Below are 17,561 nucleotides of genomic sequence, written 5' to 3'. Positions count from 1 at the left end.
ATTGCCGAACGAACTGTGCGTCACGCTGTTCCAGAAAGGCCGCCATACCTTACCTTCTTGTCGGCGGTCGCGAATCGCGCTCTGAACAACGCGCGTTCGTACCGAACACCCTCCGCCAACGACGACTCGAACGCGCGGTTCACCGCGTCCTTCGTGGCAACCGCGGCAGGGCCGGACATCTTCGCGATCAGCTCGCCGGTCGACAGCGCATCGTCGATCAGGCTCGCCGCTGAAACGATCCGGGCAATGAGACCCGCTCGCCAGTTCCGGACGGAGGAACTCGGCCACTCGCGGTCCCAGGTTCCACCGGCCAATCCGCACCCGATCCGTGGCATGTGCATCGAAGCACCTGAGCCTGACGCGATGGCGGACAGTGTGGCCAAGCCTTGGTCCACAGCGTCGTAACGGATCGGCGGGGCACCTGCGTCGGAGCGGATACCGTGCCGTCCTCACCGCGGTACTCGGCAGGAGAGGGTGTTGCTAGCCGTGGCAACAGACCCGAACAAGCACTGTGTCGTCGGGCAGTGTCTCCAGGTAGTTTTCGATGCCGCCCGGCGGTATCGGGCAGTCGGGTTGGTCCTCACGGGACGTGGTCTCGCCCCAATCCTTATGTCGGCAAATGCCGCTCGACTCGACCCACCGGCCGTCTAGGGTGAGTACATCGGGCCATGACAGGTTGTGTACCGCGACATTCAGCAAGGACTTCGGGCCACCCGCGCACTCGCCTCGCTTGGGTGGCAGCGCGATGCCGAATTGGTTGGGGCCGTCGTGAATCAGCCGAGGATCGTCCTCATGACCCGGAAGGACGTAGAACCCGGCTCCTTCTCCACCATCCCGAATCCGCCACGTGCCCCACATATCTCGCTCCGGGAACCCTTGCCGCATCTCGAATGGAGCGAGAGCTCGCGTGATCGCAGCTTCCACGTCATCGATCGCATCCGGCGGCAGACAGATCGTCACCCAACGTTGCGCCAAACCACACCCCTCCCGCTTCACCGCGCGCCTCAGGTTACCTTCCGGAGTCGACGAACGCAGATTCCTGAGCGCTGTGACCAATCCGCCAGAAGAGTGCCCTGCCATCGGCAGATGCGGACATTCGCGACCGCGCCCAGCGGCATTTCCGGGCGTTCGAGGAGCAGGTTGTGCGCGACGACACGGAGTTCTGCTTGCGGGATGGGCCGGGTCCGCAGCGGAACCAAATCGACTCCGGAGTCCAGTTGATGGCCTGAGTGAAGGTGGCCGAACCCCGCAGGACCGATCCCCATATCTCTGCGGGCTTCGGCGACGAACTTCGGCGCAGTCGATGGGCCTCCGCGCTGGCCAGCTCCCGATCGTCGCTGCCGGTGAGCTTGCCAGGTTCGGCCAAGGGCGTCGCGGGCGAACCACTCCAGAAACCCGAGAACATTGATTGAGCGGCGCCCGCCCCGCGCGCAACCCGCCGCTGCCCTTGGGCCTGCGGCCATTCGGTTCAGCCGTGGGTCAATTCCTCGGCCATGCGGGCGGTGATGGCGGCCAGGACTCGAGCCGCGGTGGCCAGATCGTCGGCCGGGACCGCGCCGTAGGCGGCGGCCAAGATCGCGCCGGATTCGGAGCGAACCTTGCCCACTACGGCATTGCCTGCGGTGGTGGGCTCGAGTCTGCCGTGGGGTGTGTTCGCCAGTAGGCCCTTGGCGAGTAGCGCATTCAGGGCAGTTTCGACCTCGGCGGGGGCCCACTGGGTCAATCCGGCGATCCGGTTGATGTGAGCGGCCCGCTCGACCGGCTCGCCAGTGGCTTGATTCAGCACGATCCACTGCTTCTCATCCAAAGTGGTGCCGGTCAGTGCGCGAACCAGCACCGCGGTGTGGTGCTTCTCGGCCTGGCCGATGATCGATGGAGTCAAGGTGGCGGGGGCCGGAGCTGATTGGGTCGTGGTCACGGCGGCGACGGTGCTGCTCGCGGGCGGTCCGGCCTCGGCGGTCGTTCCATCGCAACCGGTAAGCAGCAATGCCGCCGCGATGGCCGAGACCGCTATGCCGACAACGGTAGTTCTGCTGTTCATTTCGTGAAACCTCTTCTATGTGGATGGACGAACCCGCAACGGTGCTCGTGCGCCACCGGCCCACGCTCGCGAAAGCGATGGTCCGGTGGCGAATTCGGTTCAGGCGTGGGCCAATTCCTGGGCCATGCGGGTCGTGATGGTGGCCAGGACTCGAGCCGCGGTGGCCAGATCTTCGGCCGGGACCGCGCCGTAGGCGGCGGCCACGATCGCGCCGGATTCGGCGCGAACCTTGCTCACCACGGCCTTGCCGGTGTCGGCGGGCTCGAGCAGTCCGTGGGGTGTGGTGGCCAGCAGAGCACTGGCGAGCAGTGCGTTCACGGCGGTCTCGACCTCGGTGCGGGCCCACTGAGTCATTGCGGCGATCCGGGCGATGTGGGCGCTCGGATCGACCGGCTCGCCAGCGGCAAGGGCTTGATTCAGCACGATCCACTGCTTCTCATCCAGGGTGGTGCCAGCCAGTGCGCGGGTCAGGACCGCGGTGTGGTGCTTCTCGGCCTGACCAATGATCGAGGGGTTCAGGGTGGTCGGGGCGGTAGCGGTGCTCATTGCGATCTCCTGGTTCGGATGGTGCTCGGTGTCGTGAACGATTCTGGCACTAAGTATCATACGTGCGCAAGTCCCAATTTGAACTGAGTTTCTTTTGGGCCTGAGGTTCTTGGCGCGCTAGGATCTCGGTATGCCTTCAGACGACCGCGCCCTGCCGCTGCGGGAACGCAAGCGGATCCGCACCCGCCGCGCCCTGGCCGACGCCGCCCTGGCGCTGTTCACCGAGAAGGGTTTCGCCACCACCACCGTGGAGGAACTGGTCGAGGCAGCAGAGGTCTCGCGCAGCACGTTCTTCCGGGCATTCCCCACCAAGGAGGCAGTGGCCGTCGAGGCCGAGACCGAGCTCTGGACCGGCTATCTCCAAGCCCTCGCCGCGAGTGAACTCACCGGGCCGATCCTCACCGCGTTACGCGACGTCCTCACCGACACGGCGACCGCGCTTCCCGACGACTGGGATGAGCGCTACATCGCCACACGCAGCCTGATCCTGACCGCCCCCAGCCTGCTCGGCTACGTCGAATACGCCCGCTCGGGTGTGGAAACCGAAGTGACAGCACACCTTTCGGGCAAACTGGCCCTGCCCCCCGGCGATCTGCGCCTCCGCATCCTCGCCGAGCTGACCACTACGGCCTGGAGCATCGCCGGGCGTGGCTGGGTCGCCGCCGACGGCGCCGGCGGCCGATCCGCGCTCATCACCCGCCTGCACGAAGCCTTCGCCGCCATCCCCGACGCCCTGCGAACAAGGGCTCCAACGCTCGCATAGGCAACGGCGGTACCAAGAGTTGTCCAGCCCCGCCGACCGGCATGCCCAACAGCATTGCGATCGCCGTGTAATCGGCAGATGCGGACATTCGCGACCGCGCGATAGGCGGCAATACAGGATCTTCTCGAGAGCGGTCTCGCTGATGCGCTTGCTCAACGGTCAGGTGCGAGTTCGGCGTGTCATTCGTGGGCGGCGATTGCGGTGCTGAGTCCCTGGACGGCCTTGTCGTACTGGTTGCGGTCGAACAGGAATGGGCCGAATGCGGTGTAGTCACGAGTAGTGCGGTAGGGCTGTTCGAAGCAGTCCCACACGACAAGATCGCCAGTCAGGCTTATGCGAGCCAGCAGCGGCCAGCAGCCCAATTCCCCGCAACTGCACGCGAGTACGGGGGTCTTCTGTCCCGTGGTGAGGGGAGAGGACCCGTGGAAATGGTCCATCGCCGACTCGAACCGGACGAATCGGGGTACGAGTCCACCGTACGCGTCACCCGCAGGCTGCATGCCGGCGCAGATTTCGAAGGTGTCGATGAGATCGGTCAGAGGGATGGTATCTATGCGGGGCATGATCCGGTGGATGTCGGTACGTCCGGGCGGTCCCGGCCGATAGCCGAACCTGATCTGGCTGGTGGCAGTCGAACGCTTGCGCTGCAAGCGCTTCCGATCTTGGGTAATGGACCTAACCTCACCCGCACGATGGCGCGCGCCGGGAGTCAGGGCCCTTCCGGGGATCACCGGCTGAGGCGCACGACGCCCTTCCCAGTTGAAAGAATCACGGCGTCACCGTATCCAGCGATCGCCGATCCCGCAAAGTGGACGCCCTCCGCTACGCGGCCCAGACGTCCGCTCTTCGGCATGAGCGCGCAGGGCGGATAGCGCGGGCTGAGGTGCAGCGCCTCTTGCGTTGATTGTTCAGGGCCAGAGCAGCTTCGATGCTGCCAATGCGGCAGAATGATAGGTCGGTAGAACAGCCCCGGCAGGGTATGCCTCGACCAGCTGCGTTTCATTCAACTCGTGCCACAGCTGAGAACTCAGGTAGTCGGACAGTCTCGCCTCCTCCACACCGACCTCGGTCTCGACGAGATACAGCCAGGACGCTGGATTCGCCGCCACGTGTTTCGGTGACCGATACACCCTCCTGACCGCAGTAACACCCCGCCCGGCGACGGACATGGCCATCAGACGATCTGCGGCAAGCGGTTCGGGGATGTGCTCAGGCGCATCGGGTGTGAACGAATACGCCAGCGTCGGCGGAATGTCCAGGAGGGAAATATGCAACTCGTCCTCTTGCAGATCACCCACTTCGAGGAGGTCTCGAACGAGGAGCCACTCCTCTCCGGTCACACCGATACCATCGCAGTCCAGCCTGAGAACCACCGCCTGCACAGCCATGGCGTCCTCGTCCGCGATCACGTTGACGCGATGCGTCAGATCCGCCATTCAACCTATCGATCCCAGTACCTGCACACTCAACTCGGCATGATGGTGCGGTCGGCCAGCGCCCGATCATCTTGGCCCGTCGACCTTCGCCCCGCGCGCACTGACCGGTCTGGTCGGCGCGATAAGCGGCAGTACAGGATCTGCCTCTTGCGAGTGTCGATGGGAATGACGAGGGAAGTGCCGGTGAGGGGGTCGTCGATGGCGGTGTCAGGGAGGTCGAAGGTGCGCGAGACGAGTTCGTTGGCGATGACATCGCGTGGGTTGCCTTGTACTACAACGCATCCGCCGTTCATCGCAATGATGTCGGTGGCCTAGCGGGCGGCGCGATTGAGGTCGTGCAGGACCGCGACGACAGCGCGGGCCTGCTGGTGCAATTCGTGCAGCAGGTTGAGCACCTCGATCTGGTGGGCGATATCGAGGTAGCGTCGTAGGTTCGTCGACCAGGCGGGTCGACAGGTCCGCGGTGACGGTGGCCGAGAGTGCTTGGGCGACAGCGCCTTCGTCGGCGCGTGACCATTGGCGCAGCAGCCGCTGGTGCGGGAACCTCCCGCGGGCGACCAGTTCGACGACGGTGATCCCATCGGGTGCGGTGGACGACTATGCCATGGGGAACCCTGGGCTGAGATACAACCGCGCCCCAGTGCCATCGATTGTGTCGGTGACGTCCGGGGCGCGGAAGGGTGAATCAGCCCAGGTCCGGGTGGCCGACCCACTCGACAATCGTCCAGCCCTTCTGCGGGCTGCCCTCGAGGACGACGCGGCCGCCGTTGCGCATCGGATCGGTGCCGAGTTTGCTCTTGTCGGCGTTGTCGGCGTTCATCATCGACCAGAACATGATGGTTCCGCCGTGCGAGAAGATCACCGGGTTGGCGCAGCCGCGGCGCTGCACATCGAGCAGTGCCTGATCGACGCGGCCGTCGAACTCGTTGCCGTCGATGGAGCCTGGAATCCGTGCGTTCAGGTCGCCGGAGAGCCACTTGATCGGCGCCTGTAGGTACCCGGACAGCGCCTCGGCCTCCGGGGTGCCCTCGTACTGGCCTGCCTCGATCTCCCGAAAACCGGACTGAATGTTGAGGCTCAGGTCCTGTTTGGCGACGGTCGGTGCCGCAGTCTGCTCGGTACGCACCATGTTGGACGCGAAGGCGCAGTCGTAATTCTTGTCGGCCAGCTGGATGGCCAGATTGTCTGCCTGTGTCCGGCCGCGTGAGGTCAAGTCGGGTCCGGGCACCTTGGTGTCGATCAGGCCGGAGGTGTTACCGAGAGACTCGGCATGGCGCACCAGGGTGATGACCATTTCGCCGCTGCTGCCGGAGCTGCTGCCGGAGCTTCCGAAGTCGATATCGGCGGACGCGACGCCGGTGGTAGCGGCTGTGGCCGCGACCGCGGCCGCCATCGCCGCACTGGACAATCGAAGAGATCGGATTCGCATGGGTGAGAATGCCTTTCATCGTGGCGAACGCCACTTCAGGTTGCCGAAGAACCGGAACTTGGGGTTTCGCGTCTCACAGAAGCAGCCATTTGCCCGAATCAAATACGGGGTATCCCATTCATCGGGATCTTTCGCGCACTGGACCGCGCGCAGGCGAAACCACCGGTAGCGGAGGCGCGAGCGGCATGTCGACTCACGCGACCCGCTCGCCCGGCCGTTTCGATACCGCCGATCCCGTCAGGCGACCGGGGAAGATCACTCCGTCCCGCTCAGGCGGATCACGGGCTGAACTGACTGCTGGGTGGCCGCGATGAGCCTGTCCGGCGGCAGGGCACACATAGACCCTAGGGACCTGCTTCGCGCGGACGCAGCCTCCGCGCGGGCTTCACTGACGAGTCCGACCTCACTTTTCGAGATTGTCGCTCATCGATCAGGATCGATCCGTTGATCTCGTGGGGTGTTCAGTCCTGCCGCTGAATCTGCCGAGCGGTCAGCCAGAGGCAAATGCTCGTCCAGCTTCCTGTAATCGGCAGATGCGTACGTTGATGACCGCGCGCCCAGCGGCAGATGTGGATGCTATCGGCTAGAGGCGTATCGCCGTACGGACGAGATCGGCGACGGCTTTGGATCTGCTGTGTGGCGGCCAGGCGATGACGGTGGTGACAGCCGGTGCGTCCGGCACCGGCACGGTGGCGTGATCGTCGTGTAGCTGGGCGCGGAGCGACTCGGGCACGACCGCGCAGGCCCGTCCGAGCGTGATCAGCTGGGTCAACTGGGTGTGGTCGCGAACCTGCGGGCCGGGGCCGTCTGGATAACTTCCATCCCGTCGGGGCCAGCGCGGCAGGGGCAGGTCGGTCAGGGCGTTGACCTCGGCCATCGATATGTGGGGTCGGTTGGCGAGGGGATGCCCTGTGGGCAGGACCACGATCTGCTGTTCGGTGTGCAGGTCCTCGGTGTCGAATCCGGTCGTCGTGTCGTAGGGCCGGTGGAGCAGAGCAACGTCGGCACTCCCGTTGCGTAGCAGTCTTTCCGGTTCGCCGGGCCCGCACAGCACTACGTCGACTGCGACAGCGCAGGGATCGGCGGCGTAGGCGTCCAGCAGCTTCGACAACAGTTCGCTGGACGCTCCCGCCTTGGTGGCCAGCACCACGCCGGGCAGGTCGGCAGCGGCGCGGCGGGTGCGTCGCTCGGCGGCTTCGACCGCGTCGAGAGCGATCCGGGCCTCCCGCAGCAGCACCGACCCGGCCTCGGTCAACCGGATCGCGCGAGCATTGCGGTGCAGCAGAACGACTCCGAGCCGCCGTTCGAGCTGCTGGATCGCCCGCGACAGCGGTGGTTGCGCCATCGCAAGCCGCTGTGCCGCCCGCCCGAAGTGCAACTCCTCGGCGACCGCGACGAAGTATCGCAACTCCCGCGTCTCCACCATGTGATCGTATCCGGCGCTCACCACGACCAATACCCGTGCGGTATCGCCGCCCACCCAATCGGTCTTGGACGCACCACCCGAGCCCGCAACATGATCAACGGCATGAGTGAACCGACGATCGCGCTGGTGACCGGCGCGAACAAAGGAATCGGATACGAGATCGCGGCGGGCCTGGGCGCCCTTGGCTGGCGAATCGGTGTGGGCGCGAGGGATCAACAACGCCGCGACACCGCGGTGGAGAAACTGCGTGCGGCCGGGACCGATGCGTTCGGCGTGCCACTCGACGTGGACGACGACGCGAGTGTCGTCGCCGCGGCCCAGCTGATCGCCGACCATGCCGGAGGGCTCGACGTCCTGGTCAACAATGCCGCGATCACCGGCGGTATCCCACAGACACCCACGACGGTCGATCCCGCGACCGTGCGAGCTCTCGTGGAAACCAACGTGATCGGCGTCATCCGGGTCACCAACGCGATGCTGCCCATGCTGCGCGGCTCGGCGTCACCGCGAATCGTCAACATGTCCAGCAGCGTGGGCTCGCTCGCCCTGCAGACCACGCCCGGCATCGACATGGGCCCGGTTCCAGCTGCGTACTTGGCGTCGAAGACCTTCCTCAACGCCGTCACCATCCAATATGTCAAGGAACTGAGCGACACCAACATCCTGATCAACTCCGGCTGCCCCGGTTTCACCGCCACCGACCTCAACGGCTTCCGAGGCGTCCGCACACCCCAACAGGGGGCGGCGATCGCGATTCACCTCGCGACCCTGCCCGATGACGGACCGACCGGCGGATTCTTCGACGACGCCGGAACAGTGCCCTGGTGACGGGCACACCGGTGCGAACCATTCCCGTTCTCGACGTCAGCCGGATCGCGCCGCTGAGTTCTGCCGCCTCCTGACCGGGACCTACTGTTGGGGTAGGCGTTCGCGTGCCGCGAGGTAGTGCGTCCGGGCGGTGAGCGTGTACGCCGCTATCGGCGCGTCGACAGTGCGGCTGCCCGGGAACAGAAACTGTTGCGGTGCCGTAGATCTGGCGCGTCGAGGCCTGTGGGCCAGCGTGCGCAGCACCTGCGCCGGCGGTGGTGGCAGCAGCACCTGGTGCCGGTCGAGGCGGAGAAAGGAATCTCCGCCGATGTCGAGGAGGTCGTCAATGTTCAATCGATGGATTCGTGTCACCGGCAGGCCGTAGAGCAGTACGAGCGCCCCGGCAGCCCGAACATCGAGTGGCACGGCGGAGTCCGGATCGAACAGTGCGCGAATCGGGCCCGATCGGGTGCCTCAACGATCCAGCGATCCAGCCAAGTCTGATCGAGATCACCGAGCGTGCGGGCGTCGCCAGCGAGGTCGGTGAGCACGGCAATGGTGATGCGGATGATGCGCCGATCCCGGTCGGCGCTTCCTTGGCCGTAGTGGCGGCGCGCCGCGGTCCTCGACGGCGTCGCGGGGCTCACCGACGCCACCGGGCAACCGCTGCGCTACACACCGCATGACTTCCGGCGCCTGTGGGCTACCGACGCCGTCAGCAACGGGCTGCCTGTCCACATCGCCGCGAAACTATTGGGGCACAAGAACATCAACACCACCCAAACCTATGTCGCGGTGTTCGACGAACACACTTCGAACTATGCAAGCTCGAACTGGGCACCTGCGCCCGCCCTTACGGCAGCCCGTGCCAGCACAAGCACGCGTGCTTCTCTGAACTAACTGATGTGCCCCTCCAACGGCGGCTGATCGGGCGGTAGTGCCCGAATTGTGGACGTGGACCATGTCGGTGCCGATCAGGTCTTCGAGGGGTTGACGCTGGGCGGTGTCACTCGGGTCGATGTCGTCGTCGGCCGAGACATGCGGGTGGACCTGAACCCCAGTGGCCGGAGGGCGCTGAGGTATCTGGCCTGGCTCAGACTGTTGCACCACTAACCCGTTGGTGACGGGACCCCGGTAGTCGGTCCACCAGATCAGCCGGACCGATCTCATGGGGTGAGGTCACGCCGATACAACCAGCAGGTCGACGCGACCGTAGTGGGCGATCGTTTTCGACAGGATCTTGTCGTCGGCGGCCTCGACGAGCTCGTTGACCAGCTTCGTGGCCAGGATTTGCAGATAGCATGCGGCGATGGACTGCGACTGTGACCAGAATGCGGACCCGGGCAGGGCAGTATCCCTGGGTGCTCCAGGTGCCGGGACATGGGTTCGGCTGTGGAACCGGGTCGACCCTTGGGGTGATAGCTCGATCCGGGTCTGCGTCCGGATCGGGGCTCCTGGGCTACTGGCCGCTGTGCACCAAGTGACATTGTCCGTCATGGGCGACTGCGATCTGGTCTCGTTTTTCGATGACCTGACTGGCGATTTTACTGGCTGGGACGGTGCCCAGGTATGGGAGAGTATGGACCACGACTTGCGGGTTGAGGCGGTGTTCGCATCTCGGGGCTATGTAGGCCTGACATGGACAGTCAGGCCATGGCGGCACACGGACGGCAACTGGACGGCCTCCACAACCGTTGTACTCGAGGCTGGTGAACAGATGCTGCAGCTTGCCAACAAACTAAACCGTGTTCTCGGCCCACCAGCCCCAGGGGAGCTCAGCCCCGGCGTGACACATTGAAACGCTGATCAGCCGGTTCTACCCGTCGACCACGCTGATCGACGAGGTCCAGGTCGACTACATCGTCTTCGACCTCCTGCACGTCGACGACCAGGCCCTGCTCGCCGACCTGTACTGGTCGCGCCGCGCCTAACTGGCCGAGCTCGGCCTCGACGACGGTGTGCGCGTGCGGGTCCCGCCGACCTGGTCGCTGGCCGACACCGGCTCCGACGAGCTGCTGGCGCTCGTCGCGGATTCCGGGCTCGAGGGCATCGTGAGCAACCGCGACGACTCTCAACCGGAGTACGCCACGCCGCAGGCGCGCGGTCAACATTCCGCTGGTTGCCGCCCGGTCGATATCCGGTCGCGCTCCGCACGGCCTGGTTGGTACCGTGCAGCCATGAAGGTCAATTCACGAATCGCTGCCGCGGCCGCACGAGCTCTCAGCTCGCCGGTCGCTGCCGACTGACCTCTTTCCCCCATGCCGGCGACCGGAAACGGTCCGCTGGTGTGCGTCGGTCTTGTTGCCGGACTCGCCGTGCGCGATCGCTTCCGGTCGATTTCACATCGATGGAGCAACCACTGTGATTACCACAGACCAGACCGTTCGAACCTTCTTCGACTTCTTCCGCGAACGCGGGCATGAACTGACGCCGGGCGGGTCGCTCATTCCCTCGCCGGGGGATCCGGTGCTGTTCACCACGTCCGGGATGCACCCGTTGACCCCCTATCTGATGGGCCGACCCCATCCGCTGGGCCAGCGGCTCACCAGCCTGCAGCGCTGCCTGCGCACCACCGATGTCGAGGAGGTCGGTGACGACACCCACCTCACCGTGTTCGAAATGCTCGGGTCCTGGTCACTCGGCGACTACAGCGGCCCGCAGAGCCTGCGTTGGGGATTTGAACTACTGCGCGACGGCTTCGGCATCGAGCCCGGACGACTGCACGTCACGGTGTTCGGCGGTGACGAACACGTCGAGCCCGATCACCTATCGTCGCGCACGTGGGATGAGCTGGGCGTACCAGTTGAGCCGACCACGGACGAGAACTGGTGGTCCAACGGCCCGACCGGACTCTGCGGACCCGATTCCGAGATCTTCGTTTGGACCGGGGACGAAATACCGCAGGGCACACCGACATCCGATGACCGGTGGGTGGAGGTGTGGAATCACGTCATGATGCGCTACGTCCGATATTCCGACGGCAGCCTCGAGCCATTGCGCCGGCCCGGCATCGACACCGGCCTGGGCCTGGAACGGCTGGTGCGCATCCTGCGAAATACGCAGTCCGTCTTTGAGATCGACGTCTTCCAGCCCTGGCTGATCACCCTGCCCCGAATTTGGGGCCCGCTCGACGAACGGTCGCTGCGACTGCTGTCGGACCATCTGCGATCGAGCATCGTCGCGCTCGGCGACCGGGTCACGCCATCCCCGTCCGGTCGCGGTCATGTACTCCGCCGTTTGATCCGCCGCACCCTGACCACGCTGTGGCGCGACGATCCGACCCGCACCCTGTCCGACGTGCCGATCGAGTTGGTGGAACACACCCTCGGGCACTTCCGGCAATCTGTTCACCCCCACGAGGTGCGCACCATCCTGCTCGATGAGGAACGCAAATTCGATCTGCTGCTCCAGCGCGGACGAAAGGTCTTGTCCCGCATGTCAATGCCGAGCCAAAGCTGATCAGTTGATGCCGAACTAAACTCGAGCAGCCCGGGGTTGGTTAGTTGCTGGTAACGCGGTTGTCCTTGGCGAGTAGCTCGCGGCGTTGCCGGGTTCGGTAGGAGTCTCCGGTCAGCGTCAGGACCTCGGCGTGGTGGACCAAGCGGTCGATCATTGCCGCGGCGACAACGTCGTCGGAGAAGGTTTCGCCCCATCGATCTGGGGCTGGCACTTGTTCGTTCTCGTGGAAACCCGCAGCTGGCTGGCCCTTCAGCTCATTTCCGCGTTCCTGCCTTCTTCAAGGTGTGAGCAGCCTATGTTAGGTGCTGCCTTAACCGTTCAGGTGTGAAGAAGGTGTGCCGATGGCAGAGGGCCTGCGACTGATTCCCGGCAACGTGGTGCCAGTCGAATCGGTCGAGTCAGATCCGGTTGTGTTCCAACGCAACTGCGTGGACGCCTTCGTCGCATCATGGCGGGCCCGCGGCTTCAGCCCGGTCACCATCGACAACGACATCGGCCTGCTCGAACGGACGCTGACGGCGCTGGGCCGACCCGCGTGGGAAGTCACCGCCGAGGACATCGACCGGGTCGTCGGCAACCTCGCCGTCGCCGGCCGAGCCCCGTCGACGCGGCGGGAATATGTGCAGATCTTCAAGGGATTCCATCGATTCCTGCAGGTCCGCAAGGCAGCCGAGATCGAGGCCGCGTTCGGGGTGAAGCTGGTCTGCCCGGTCGACGAGTTCAACGCCTCCCGCCATGTCGGTGACGATTCACCGGCGCTGCTGCCGCCGCCGACTCCCGAGCGGGTGCGGGAGTTCTTCGAGTTCATGAAGGCGCGCATCGTCACCGCCCGAAAGTATGGGCCCGCCGCGCGGGACTACGCGCTGTTCCGGACGCTCTATCACGCAGGACTCCGCTCGGAAGAGGCCGCGCTGCTGGAACTTCCAGATGTGCATTTCGATCGTGGCCCGTTCGGCAAGCTCCATGTCCGCTTCGGCAAGGGCGCCAAGATGTCCGGTCCCCGTCCGCGGTGGGCGCCGATGCTCGACGGACTGGACCTGGTGCTGCGCTGGTTCCTGACCGATGTCCGGCCCAAGTTCCCGGACTCGCCGGTGTTGTTCGCCGACGAATCCGGTGGGCCGCTGCATCGCGGAACGATCCGCAACCGGCTGCGGTATCTGATGGAGCTCGAAGGCCGGCCCCGCTCGGATCGGTTCAGTCCGCATGCGCTTCGCCGGGCCTGTGCAACCCACAACTACGAGCGTGGCGTGGATCTGGTTGCGATCCAACAGCTTCTGGGTCACTGGACCGTCGGTTCGACGATGCGGTATGTCCGTCCGTCAGCGACGTTCATCGAGGACGCGTATCGGCGCGCGGTGACCACGACGCTGGCCGAGCTCAGCGGAGAGGACGAGTAGGCGTGAGGATCAAATGGCGGCTGCGGATGGCCGCGGCTCAGCGTGAGGTGTGGACCGGGACCGAGCTGCGCCGGCTGCTGGCCGACAAGGCCGGGCTGGAGATGTCAGCGGCGTCGGTGTCGGCGCTGTTCACCAAGGAACCCACCCAGATCAAGATGACGACCTGATCGCATTGTGCACCGCCCTGCAATGCACTCCCGACGACTTGTTCGAGATCGACACCACCCCGGTCGAGCGGCCGGCCGCGCCGCCGGTCCGGTCTGCGCCGACGCAGCGCCAGGCCGTCAACGCGCGCGGCCGCTCACTGCCCCCGATGTGACAGGCCGCCATGGAAGTTGTTGCAGCACATGGGTAACCGCCAGCGTGACTGTATCGGGTGTGGTGGTTCGGTCGGCATCATCAGCCGCGACCTGTGCTGCCGGTGCACCGCCAGAGCCAAAGACGCTGCGTCCAAACAACCCTGCCCCGACTGCGGCCGCAGCCGGGTGCTGAGCGTCGAGACCGGTCGCTGCATCCTGTGTTCGCGGCGGTGCGGCCAGTGCGGTCACAAGGTCCGGCTGGCCGATGCCGTGTTGTGCCGCGACTGCCAGCGCAAAGCCGACCGGCAGGCCCGCAAAAAGGACTGTCCGCGGTGCGGCAATCCTGGGTATCTGCGCGCGGAAACCGGCTGGTGCGGCCACTGTTCGAGACCGAGACCCTTGAAGAAGCCGCCCCGCGTCTGTGCCGCCTGCGGAGAGTTGCGCCGCCATGCCGGCCGCGGCATGTGCTCGCGGTGCTGGCAAAGTCATCCGAATCGGCCGCATGTCGCCGGCGAGCATCTCGTAGCACGGCTCGCCGACCCGCCGGACTGGCTGCCCGGCCTGATCGCCTGTCTCGCCGAAGGCTATTCGCCAGGCCGCGCGTGCGTGGTGATCACCGAGCTGGGCCGGCTGCTCGACGATGAGCACTCCAATCATCCGCAGTCCCTGCTCGACAGGGCCCGCCGCTCGGGCCGTTCCATGGGTTCGCTGGCCAGATCGATGCAGGACTTCTTCACCGAACACGGGTTGGCGATGCCGACCGACCAGCACGACAAGCTTGCGGCCGGGCGCCGACAACGGCGGATCGACGCGGTCCCGGAGCCACTGCGGTCGGCGGTCGCGGGGTTCGCCGAGTTCATGCTCGCCGCCAGGACCCGCGCCCGCCGGGCGGGAACGCTGCCGCGCAGCGACTCGACCATCGAGGCCGCGCTGGCAGCCGTTCGAGACTTCGCTTCGTTCTTGAACAGCGAACGCGGGAAACAAGATTGGTCGACCGTCGACGTCGGCGATGTGGAGGCGTTCCTGCTCGTCCTGCCGAAATCGCGACAGTGGAGAATCACCGTGCTGCGCCAGTTCTTCCGCTTCGCGCGGAGTCGCCGCCTGGTGCTTGTCGATCCGACGAAGAGCCTGGACCGGAAGGAGGCCAAGGGATTTTGCGGACGGACCCTCACAATTGAGCAACAGCGGTCGCTGTTTCGGCGGTGGACCACCGATCCGCTGGTGCATCCGCATGAAGCGCTGGTCGGCATCCTCGCCCTGCTGCATGGCGCTTCCAGCCGCGAGGCCCGGCTGCTGATCTGCGACGATGTTGATCCGATCCTGCAGACCGTCCGGCTCGGCGAGCGACCGCATCCGGTCCCGATGGATCCAGCCAGCTGGGCGATCGTGCAGCGTTGTCTGGCCCATCGCGCGTCCTGGCGAACCACCAACCCGCACGTCATCGTCACCAAAGGGACCAAGGCCGGGAAGTCAGAAGATGGCAGAACGTCTTTGCGCCTTGGCGCAGCTGCGGGGATCCGAACCGGCTGACATGCCGGGATCGGCTGCTGCTGACCTATCATGAGCTCGTGGAACCCGCGTGGATTGCCGTGTTCGGCACCTTGTCAGGTGTGGTTGTGAGCACCGTCGGAGGCATCACCACGAGCGCATTGACCAGCCGTAATCAACGCCTCGCGGCCCAGCGGCAGCTGGAATCCGCTGCTGACGACAAGAATCGGCAAGAGGTTCGCGAATCGTTCGTCGACTATCTCTCGGCGTATACCGCGCTGCGTGATCGAATCCTCGTATTCCGGAACGAGTGCAGCCAAGCCGCCACGCCTGCCACGCTGATCGAAGCATTCGCCCAGTCGGAGTCGACCGACTTCAGTCGCGCCTTCCACACGCTGCAGATCACCGCCAGTGCCAGTGTTTCAGCAGCCGCCGACGCCGCTCAGGCACAGTTGTGGAATCTGGCGAAAGCGGCCGAAGACCGTGACAACGAAGCCTTCGAGCGGGAGCTGGCCGCCGGGCCGCCGCTGCGCCGCGCCTTGCACTCTGCGATGCGCACCGAACTCGGTGTTCGCGGCCATACAGCCCTGCCGTCCTAGACACATCAGCCTGACCATCGAACCCGTTGAACTTCGGCGGCGCTATGCACACGTTTGCGCGAACATGTGCGCTTTCCCGAACGGCAGGTTCGAGGTGACCATGATCGAGCCGACCTCGTAACGCGACGAGTTGGAAGAACAGATTCGCCGCGTCCTGGTCGAACGGGATGTAGCCGACCTCGTCGACGATGAGAGCCTGGTGATCCATTTGTTCGCGGTGTCGAACAACACCGAGTGCCCGGCCTGAGCGGCTTTGACCCCGATCCCGATCGCGAGGTGGGTCTTGCCGATGCCGGGTGGGCCGAGCAGGATCACGTTCTCAGCTTTGGCGACGAACGTCGTTGTTGCCAAGTGCGCCAACACATCTCGGCGCAGCGAAGGCAAGTGGTCGAGGTTGAAGTCTTCGAGAGTTTTGACCTGAGGGAAATGGGCGGTCGCGATTCGCATCGTGGTTCCCTCGGCGGCAACGCCATCATCGCCGCGTGGTCGACCTCGAACGCATCGACGGGCCTGCCCGCGATCGCCCGAACCGTCCTGGTGTTGGCCCGACCCAACCACTCGGTGAGCTGGGTGTTGAAATCCACTGGTGAGGTGAACCTGCGACCGGGCAGAAACGAGGTCTCCAAGAACCCGTTCGCCCGCTCGACCATGCCCTTGAACTCAGGGTCTCGCGGTGGCGCCAACAAGATCCTGGTCCCCAACGTTCCCGCGAACGCCGCCGCCAGCTCAGTCACCTTCCCAGTCCCACCGATCGCTGCTTCCCGGTCCCAGACAAGCGTTTTCGTGACCCGGCCGAACCCGCTGATCAACTGCCACATTCCCGCCAGCAGGTCACCGCCTTGGCGCGAGGGCAGCATCACCGCGGCCAGGAACCTCGAATACGCCACCGCCATCACCAGCACCGGCAACACCCGCTCCTGGCTGTGACCGACAGGGATCCGTGCATCGGGAAACCACAAGTCGCACTGCGTGATACGACCTGGCTGATACTCGACCCGATCAACCGGATCGACCCCGGCGTATTCCGGTCGCAACTCGTGGATGCGCGCCCGCAGGATCGACGAGGAATGCTTCCACCCGATCCGCTCGGCGATCACCGTCGCCGGCATCCGCGGGAACTCCGCCAGCAATGCCCGGATCTGTGGCTCGAACGCATCGACCTTCGAACCGCGGGGCGGCCGAACGTATTTCGGTGGTCGGTCCGAGGCCAGCGCCGCCCGCGCAGTGTTGCGGGCGATGCCCAACCTCCTGCGATCTCGCTGATGGACACGCCCTCAGCGCGATGCAACCGACGGATCTCGGCCCAATCCTCCACAGCTATCACCCTCCAAGGGGTACAGGGCTGCTCAGTTTTACTTCGGCAGAATCCGATCAGTATTCAGTCGGCACCGACACCGCAGCCATTTCACCGTTCCATTGACCGACGACGACTACCACTACCTGCACGACACCCACGGCCTGCCCCGCGATCTCGTGGTGTACCTGAACACCGAAGCCGGTGCCAGTTGATATGCCCTGGGTGGGCCGTTCCACTTGCACACCCGGCGCAGCTTGCCGCGGTGAAGACGGTGAACCGCAGCTTCGGCGGTCACCGGCTGGCCGGTACCGAGTTCGGGCACGTATTTATAGCGAGTCGAGCGGGAGACGCAGCGCAGGCGGGCGATCGAGGACACGGATTCGTCGGGGCGAGTGAGCATCGCGCGGGCTTGGCGGATTTGCTCGGCGGGTCATGGCTGGTACCGGCTGAGGCGTTGTGCCGGTGCGTACGGCGAGCAGGCGGACTGACCCTCTAGTCGGATATCACGCCGGCCGTCGATTCTTCGGCACCCACGCCTTCAGGGCCGGTGCCTCAAGATTCCTCGGAATCGTGG

At 65.2% G+C, this 17,561-nt stretch carries 18 protein-coding genes and 5 pseudogenes; 10 read left to right on the top strand and 13 right to left on the bottom strand.

The window, feature by feature from the left end; all coding sequences use genetic code 11:
* Positions 1-20 precede the first annotated feature (20 nt).
* From ACFVAV_RS30305 to ACFVAV_RS30295, 3 genes are all read right to left on the bottom strand, one after another.
* Positions 21-341, bottom strand: a complete 321-nt coding sequence (locus ACFVAV_RS30305) for an enoyl-CoA hydratase-related protein (RefSeq protein WP_379038993.1) — start codon at positions 339-341, stop codon at positions 21-23.
* A gap of 1,127 nt (positions 342-1,468) precedes the next feature.
* A complete protein-coding gene (locus ACFVAV_RS30300; protein WP_379038992.1) occupies positions 1,469-2,041 on the bottom strand; it encodes a hypothetical protein in 573 nt (190 codons plus the stop codon).
* Between the two features lie 99 nt (positions 2,042-2,140).
* Positions 2,141-2,587 carry a hypothetical protein gene (locus ACFVAV_RS30295; protein WP_379038991.1) on the bottom strand — a complete coding sequence of 149 codons (447 nt, stop codon included), beginning with the start codon at positions 2,585-2,587 and terminating at the stop codon, positions 2,141-2,143.
* Between the two features lie 130 nt (positions 2,588-2,717).
* On the opposite strand from ACFVAV_RS30295, the gene ACFVAV_RS30290 reads away from it, so the two are divergent.
* Positions 2,718-3,350: a TetR/AcrR family transcriptional regulator gene (locus ACFVAV_RS30290; RefSeq protein ID WP_379038990.1), complete on the top strand. Its 633-nt coding sequence runs from the start codon at positions 2,718-2,720 to the stop codon at positions 3,348-3,350.
* 179 nt (positions 3,351-3,529) lie between these two features.
* Here the strand turns inward: ACFVAV_RS30290 and ACFVAV_RS30285 are convergent, their stop codons facing one another.
* Positions 3,530-3,913, bottom strand: coding sequence for a hypothetical protein (locus ACFVAV_RS30285; RefSeq protein WP_379038989.1), 384 nt, complete (start codon positions 3,911-3,913; stop codon positions 3,530-3,532).
* A 345-nt stretch (positions 3,914-4,258) separates the two neighbouring features.
* Entirely contained in the window at positions 4,259-4,786 is a 528-nt protein-coding gene (locus ACFVAV_RS30280) for a hypothetical protein (RefSeq protein WP_379038988.1), read from the bottom strand.
* A gap of 266 nt (positions 4,787-5,052) precedes the next feature.
* Here ACFVAV_RS30280 and ACFVAV_RS30275 point away from each other — a divergent pair, with 266 nt between their 5' ends.
* Positions 5,053-5,217: a hypothetical protein gene (locus tag ACFVAV_RS30275; protein WP_379038987.1), complete on the top strand. Its 165-nt coding sequence runs from the start codon at positions 5,053-5,055 to the stop codon at positions 5,215-5,217.
* 254 nt (positions 5,218-5,471) lie between these two features.
* On the opposite strand, the gene ACFVAV_RS30270 is transcribed toward ACFVAV_RS30275, so the two are convergent.
* Together ACFVAV_RS30270 and ACFVAV_RS30265 are read right to left on the bottom strand one after the other, a co-directional pair.
* Positions 5,472-6,179, bottom strand: a complete 708-nt coding sequence (locus tag ACFVAV_RS30270) for a histidine phosphatase family protein (RefSeq protein WP_379038986.1) — start codon at positions 6,177-6,179, stop codon at positions 5,472-5,474.
* Between the two features lie 619 nt (positions 6,180-6,798).
* Entirely contained in the window at positions 6,799-7,641 is an 843-nt protein-coding gene (locus ACFVAV_RS30265; protein WP_379038985.1) for a LysR family transcriptional regulator, read from the bottom strand.
* Positions 7,642-7,743: 102 nt separating this feature from the next.
* On the opposite strand from ACFVAV_RS30265, the gene ACFVAV_RS30260 reads away from it, so the two are divergent.
* Positions 7,744-8,469, top strand: a complete 726-nt coding sequence (locus tag ACFVAV_RS30260; RefSeq protein ID WP_379038984.1) for an SDR family NAD(P)-dependent oxidoreductase — start codon at positions 7,744-7,746, stop codon at positions 8,467-8,469.
* An 81-nt stretch (positions 8,470-8,550) separates the two neighbouring features.
* On the opposite strand, the gene ACFVAV_RS30255 is transcribed toward ACFVAV_RS30260, so the two are convergent.
* Entirely contained in the window at positions 8,551-8,874 is a 324-nt protein-coding gene (locus ACFVAV_RS30255; protein ID WP_379038983.1) for a hypothetical protein, read from the bottom strand.
* A gap of 240 nt (positions 8,875-9,114) precedes the next feature.
* On the opposite strand from ACFVAV_RS30255, the gene ACFVAV_RS30250 reads away from it, so the two are divergent.
* Complete coding sequence (locus ACFVAV_RS30250) at positions 9,115-9,348, top strand: site-specific integrase (protein ID WP_379039069.1); 234 nt, start codon at positions 9,115-9,117, stop codon at positions 9,346-9,348.
* Between the two features lie 288 nt (positions 9,349-9,636).
* On the opposite strand, the pseudogene ACFVAV_RS30245 reads toward ACFVAV_RS30250, so the two are convergent.
* Positions 9,637-9,735: pseudogene (locus ACFVAV_RS30245) on the bottom strand (AAA family ATPase); the annotation flags it as partial.
* A gap of 22 nt (positions 9,736-9,757) precedes the next feature.
* On the opposite strand from ACFVAV_RS30245, the gene ACFVAV_RS30240 reads away from it, so the two are divergent.
* Entirely contained in the window at positions 9,758-10,246 is a 489-nt protein-coding gene (locus ACFVAV_RS30240; protein WP_379039068.1) for a DUF6228 family protein, read from the top strand.
* On the opposite strand, the gene ACFVAV_RS30235 is transcribed toward ACFVAV_RS30240, so the two are convergent.
* Positions 10,224-10,523 carry a hypothetical protein gene (locus tag ACFVAV_RS30235; protein ID WP_379038982.1) on the bottom strand — a complete coding sequence of 100 codons (300 nt, stop codon included), beginning with the start codon at positions 10,521-10,523 and terminating at the stop codon, positions 10,224-10,226. The genes ACFVAV_RS30240 and ACFVAV_RS30235 overlap by 23 nt on opposite strands.
* Before the next feature lie 286 nt (positions 10,524-10,809).
* Here ACFVAV_RS30235 and ACFVAV_RS30230 point away from each other — a divergent pair, with 286 nt between their 5' ends.
* Positions 10,810-11,907 (top strand): alanine--tRNA ligase-related protein, encoded by a 1,098-nt coding sequence (locus ACFVAV_RS30230; protein ID WP_379038981.1) that lies wholly within the window; start codon positions 10,810-10,812, stop codon positions 11,905-11,907.
* Between the two features lie 40 nt (positions 11,908-11,947).
* Here the strand turns inward: ACFVAV_RS30230 and ACFVAV_RS30225 are convergent.
* A pseudogene (locus tag ACFVAV_RS30225) lies at positions 11,948-12,103 on the bottom strand (ATP-binding protein); the annotation flags it as partial.
* Between the two features lie 145 nt (positions 12,104-12,248).
* On the opposite strand from ACFVAV_RS30225, the gene ACFVAV_RS30220 reads away from it, so the two are divergent.
* The 4 genes and pseudogenes from ACFVAV_RS30220 (at position 12,249) to ACFVAV_RS30205 (ending at position 15,690) form a co-directional block, all read left to right on the top strand.
* Positions 12,249-13,304, top strand: coding sequence for a tyrosine-type recombinase/integrase (locus ACFVAV_RS30220; RefSeq protein WP_379038980.1), 1,056 nt, complete (start codon positions 12,249-12,251; stop codon positions 13,302-13,304).
* Positions 13,305-13,306: 2 nt separating this feature from the next.
* Positions 13,307-13,623 (top strand): annotated as a pseudogene (locus ACFVAV_RS30215) (helix-turn-helix domain-containing protein).
* 28 nt (positions 13,624-13,651) lie between these two features.
* Positions 13,652-15,133: an integrase gene (locus tag ACFVAV_RS30210; RefSeq protein ID WP_379038979.1), complete on the top strand. Its 1,482-nt coding sequence runs from the start codon at positions 13,652-13,654 to the stop codon at positions 15,131-15,133.
* A gap of 38 nt (positions 15,134-15,171) precedes the next feature.
* Positions 15,172-15,690, top strand: a complete 519-nt coding sequence (locus ACFVAV_RS30205; RefSeq protein ID WP_379039071.1) for a hypothetical protein — start codon at positions 15,172-15,174, stop codon at positions 15,688-15,690.
* 175 nt (positions 15,691-15,865) lie between these two features.
* Here ACFVAV_RS30205 and ACFVAV_RS30200 read toward each other — a convergent pair.
* A pseudogene (locus ACFVAV_RS30200) lies at positions 15,866-16,137 on the bottom strand (ATP-binding protein); the annotation flags it as partial.
* A gap of 2 nt (positions 16,138-16,139) precedes the next feature.
* Positions 16,140-17,014 (bottom strand): annotated as a pseudogene (gene istA, locus ACFVAV_RS30195) (IS21 family transposase); the annotation flags it as partial.
* Between the last annotated feature and the right edge of the window lie 547 nt (positions 17,015-17,561).

This window comes from Nocardia sp. NPDC057663, from assembly GCF_042799895.1.
In the GTDB taxonomy this organism is placed as follows: domain Bacteria; phylum Actinomycetota; class Actinomycetes; order Mycobacteriales; family Mycobacteriaceae; genus Nocardia.
The sequence above is the reverse complement of the archived record's forward strand: the minus strand, read 5'-3'. Positions and strand labels throughout refer to the sequence as shown.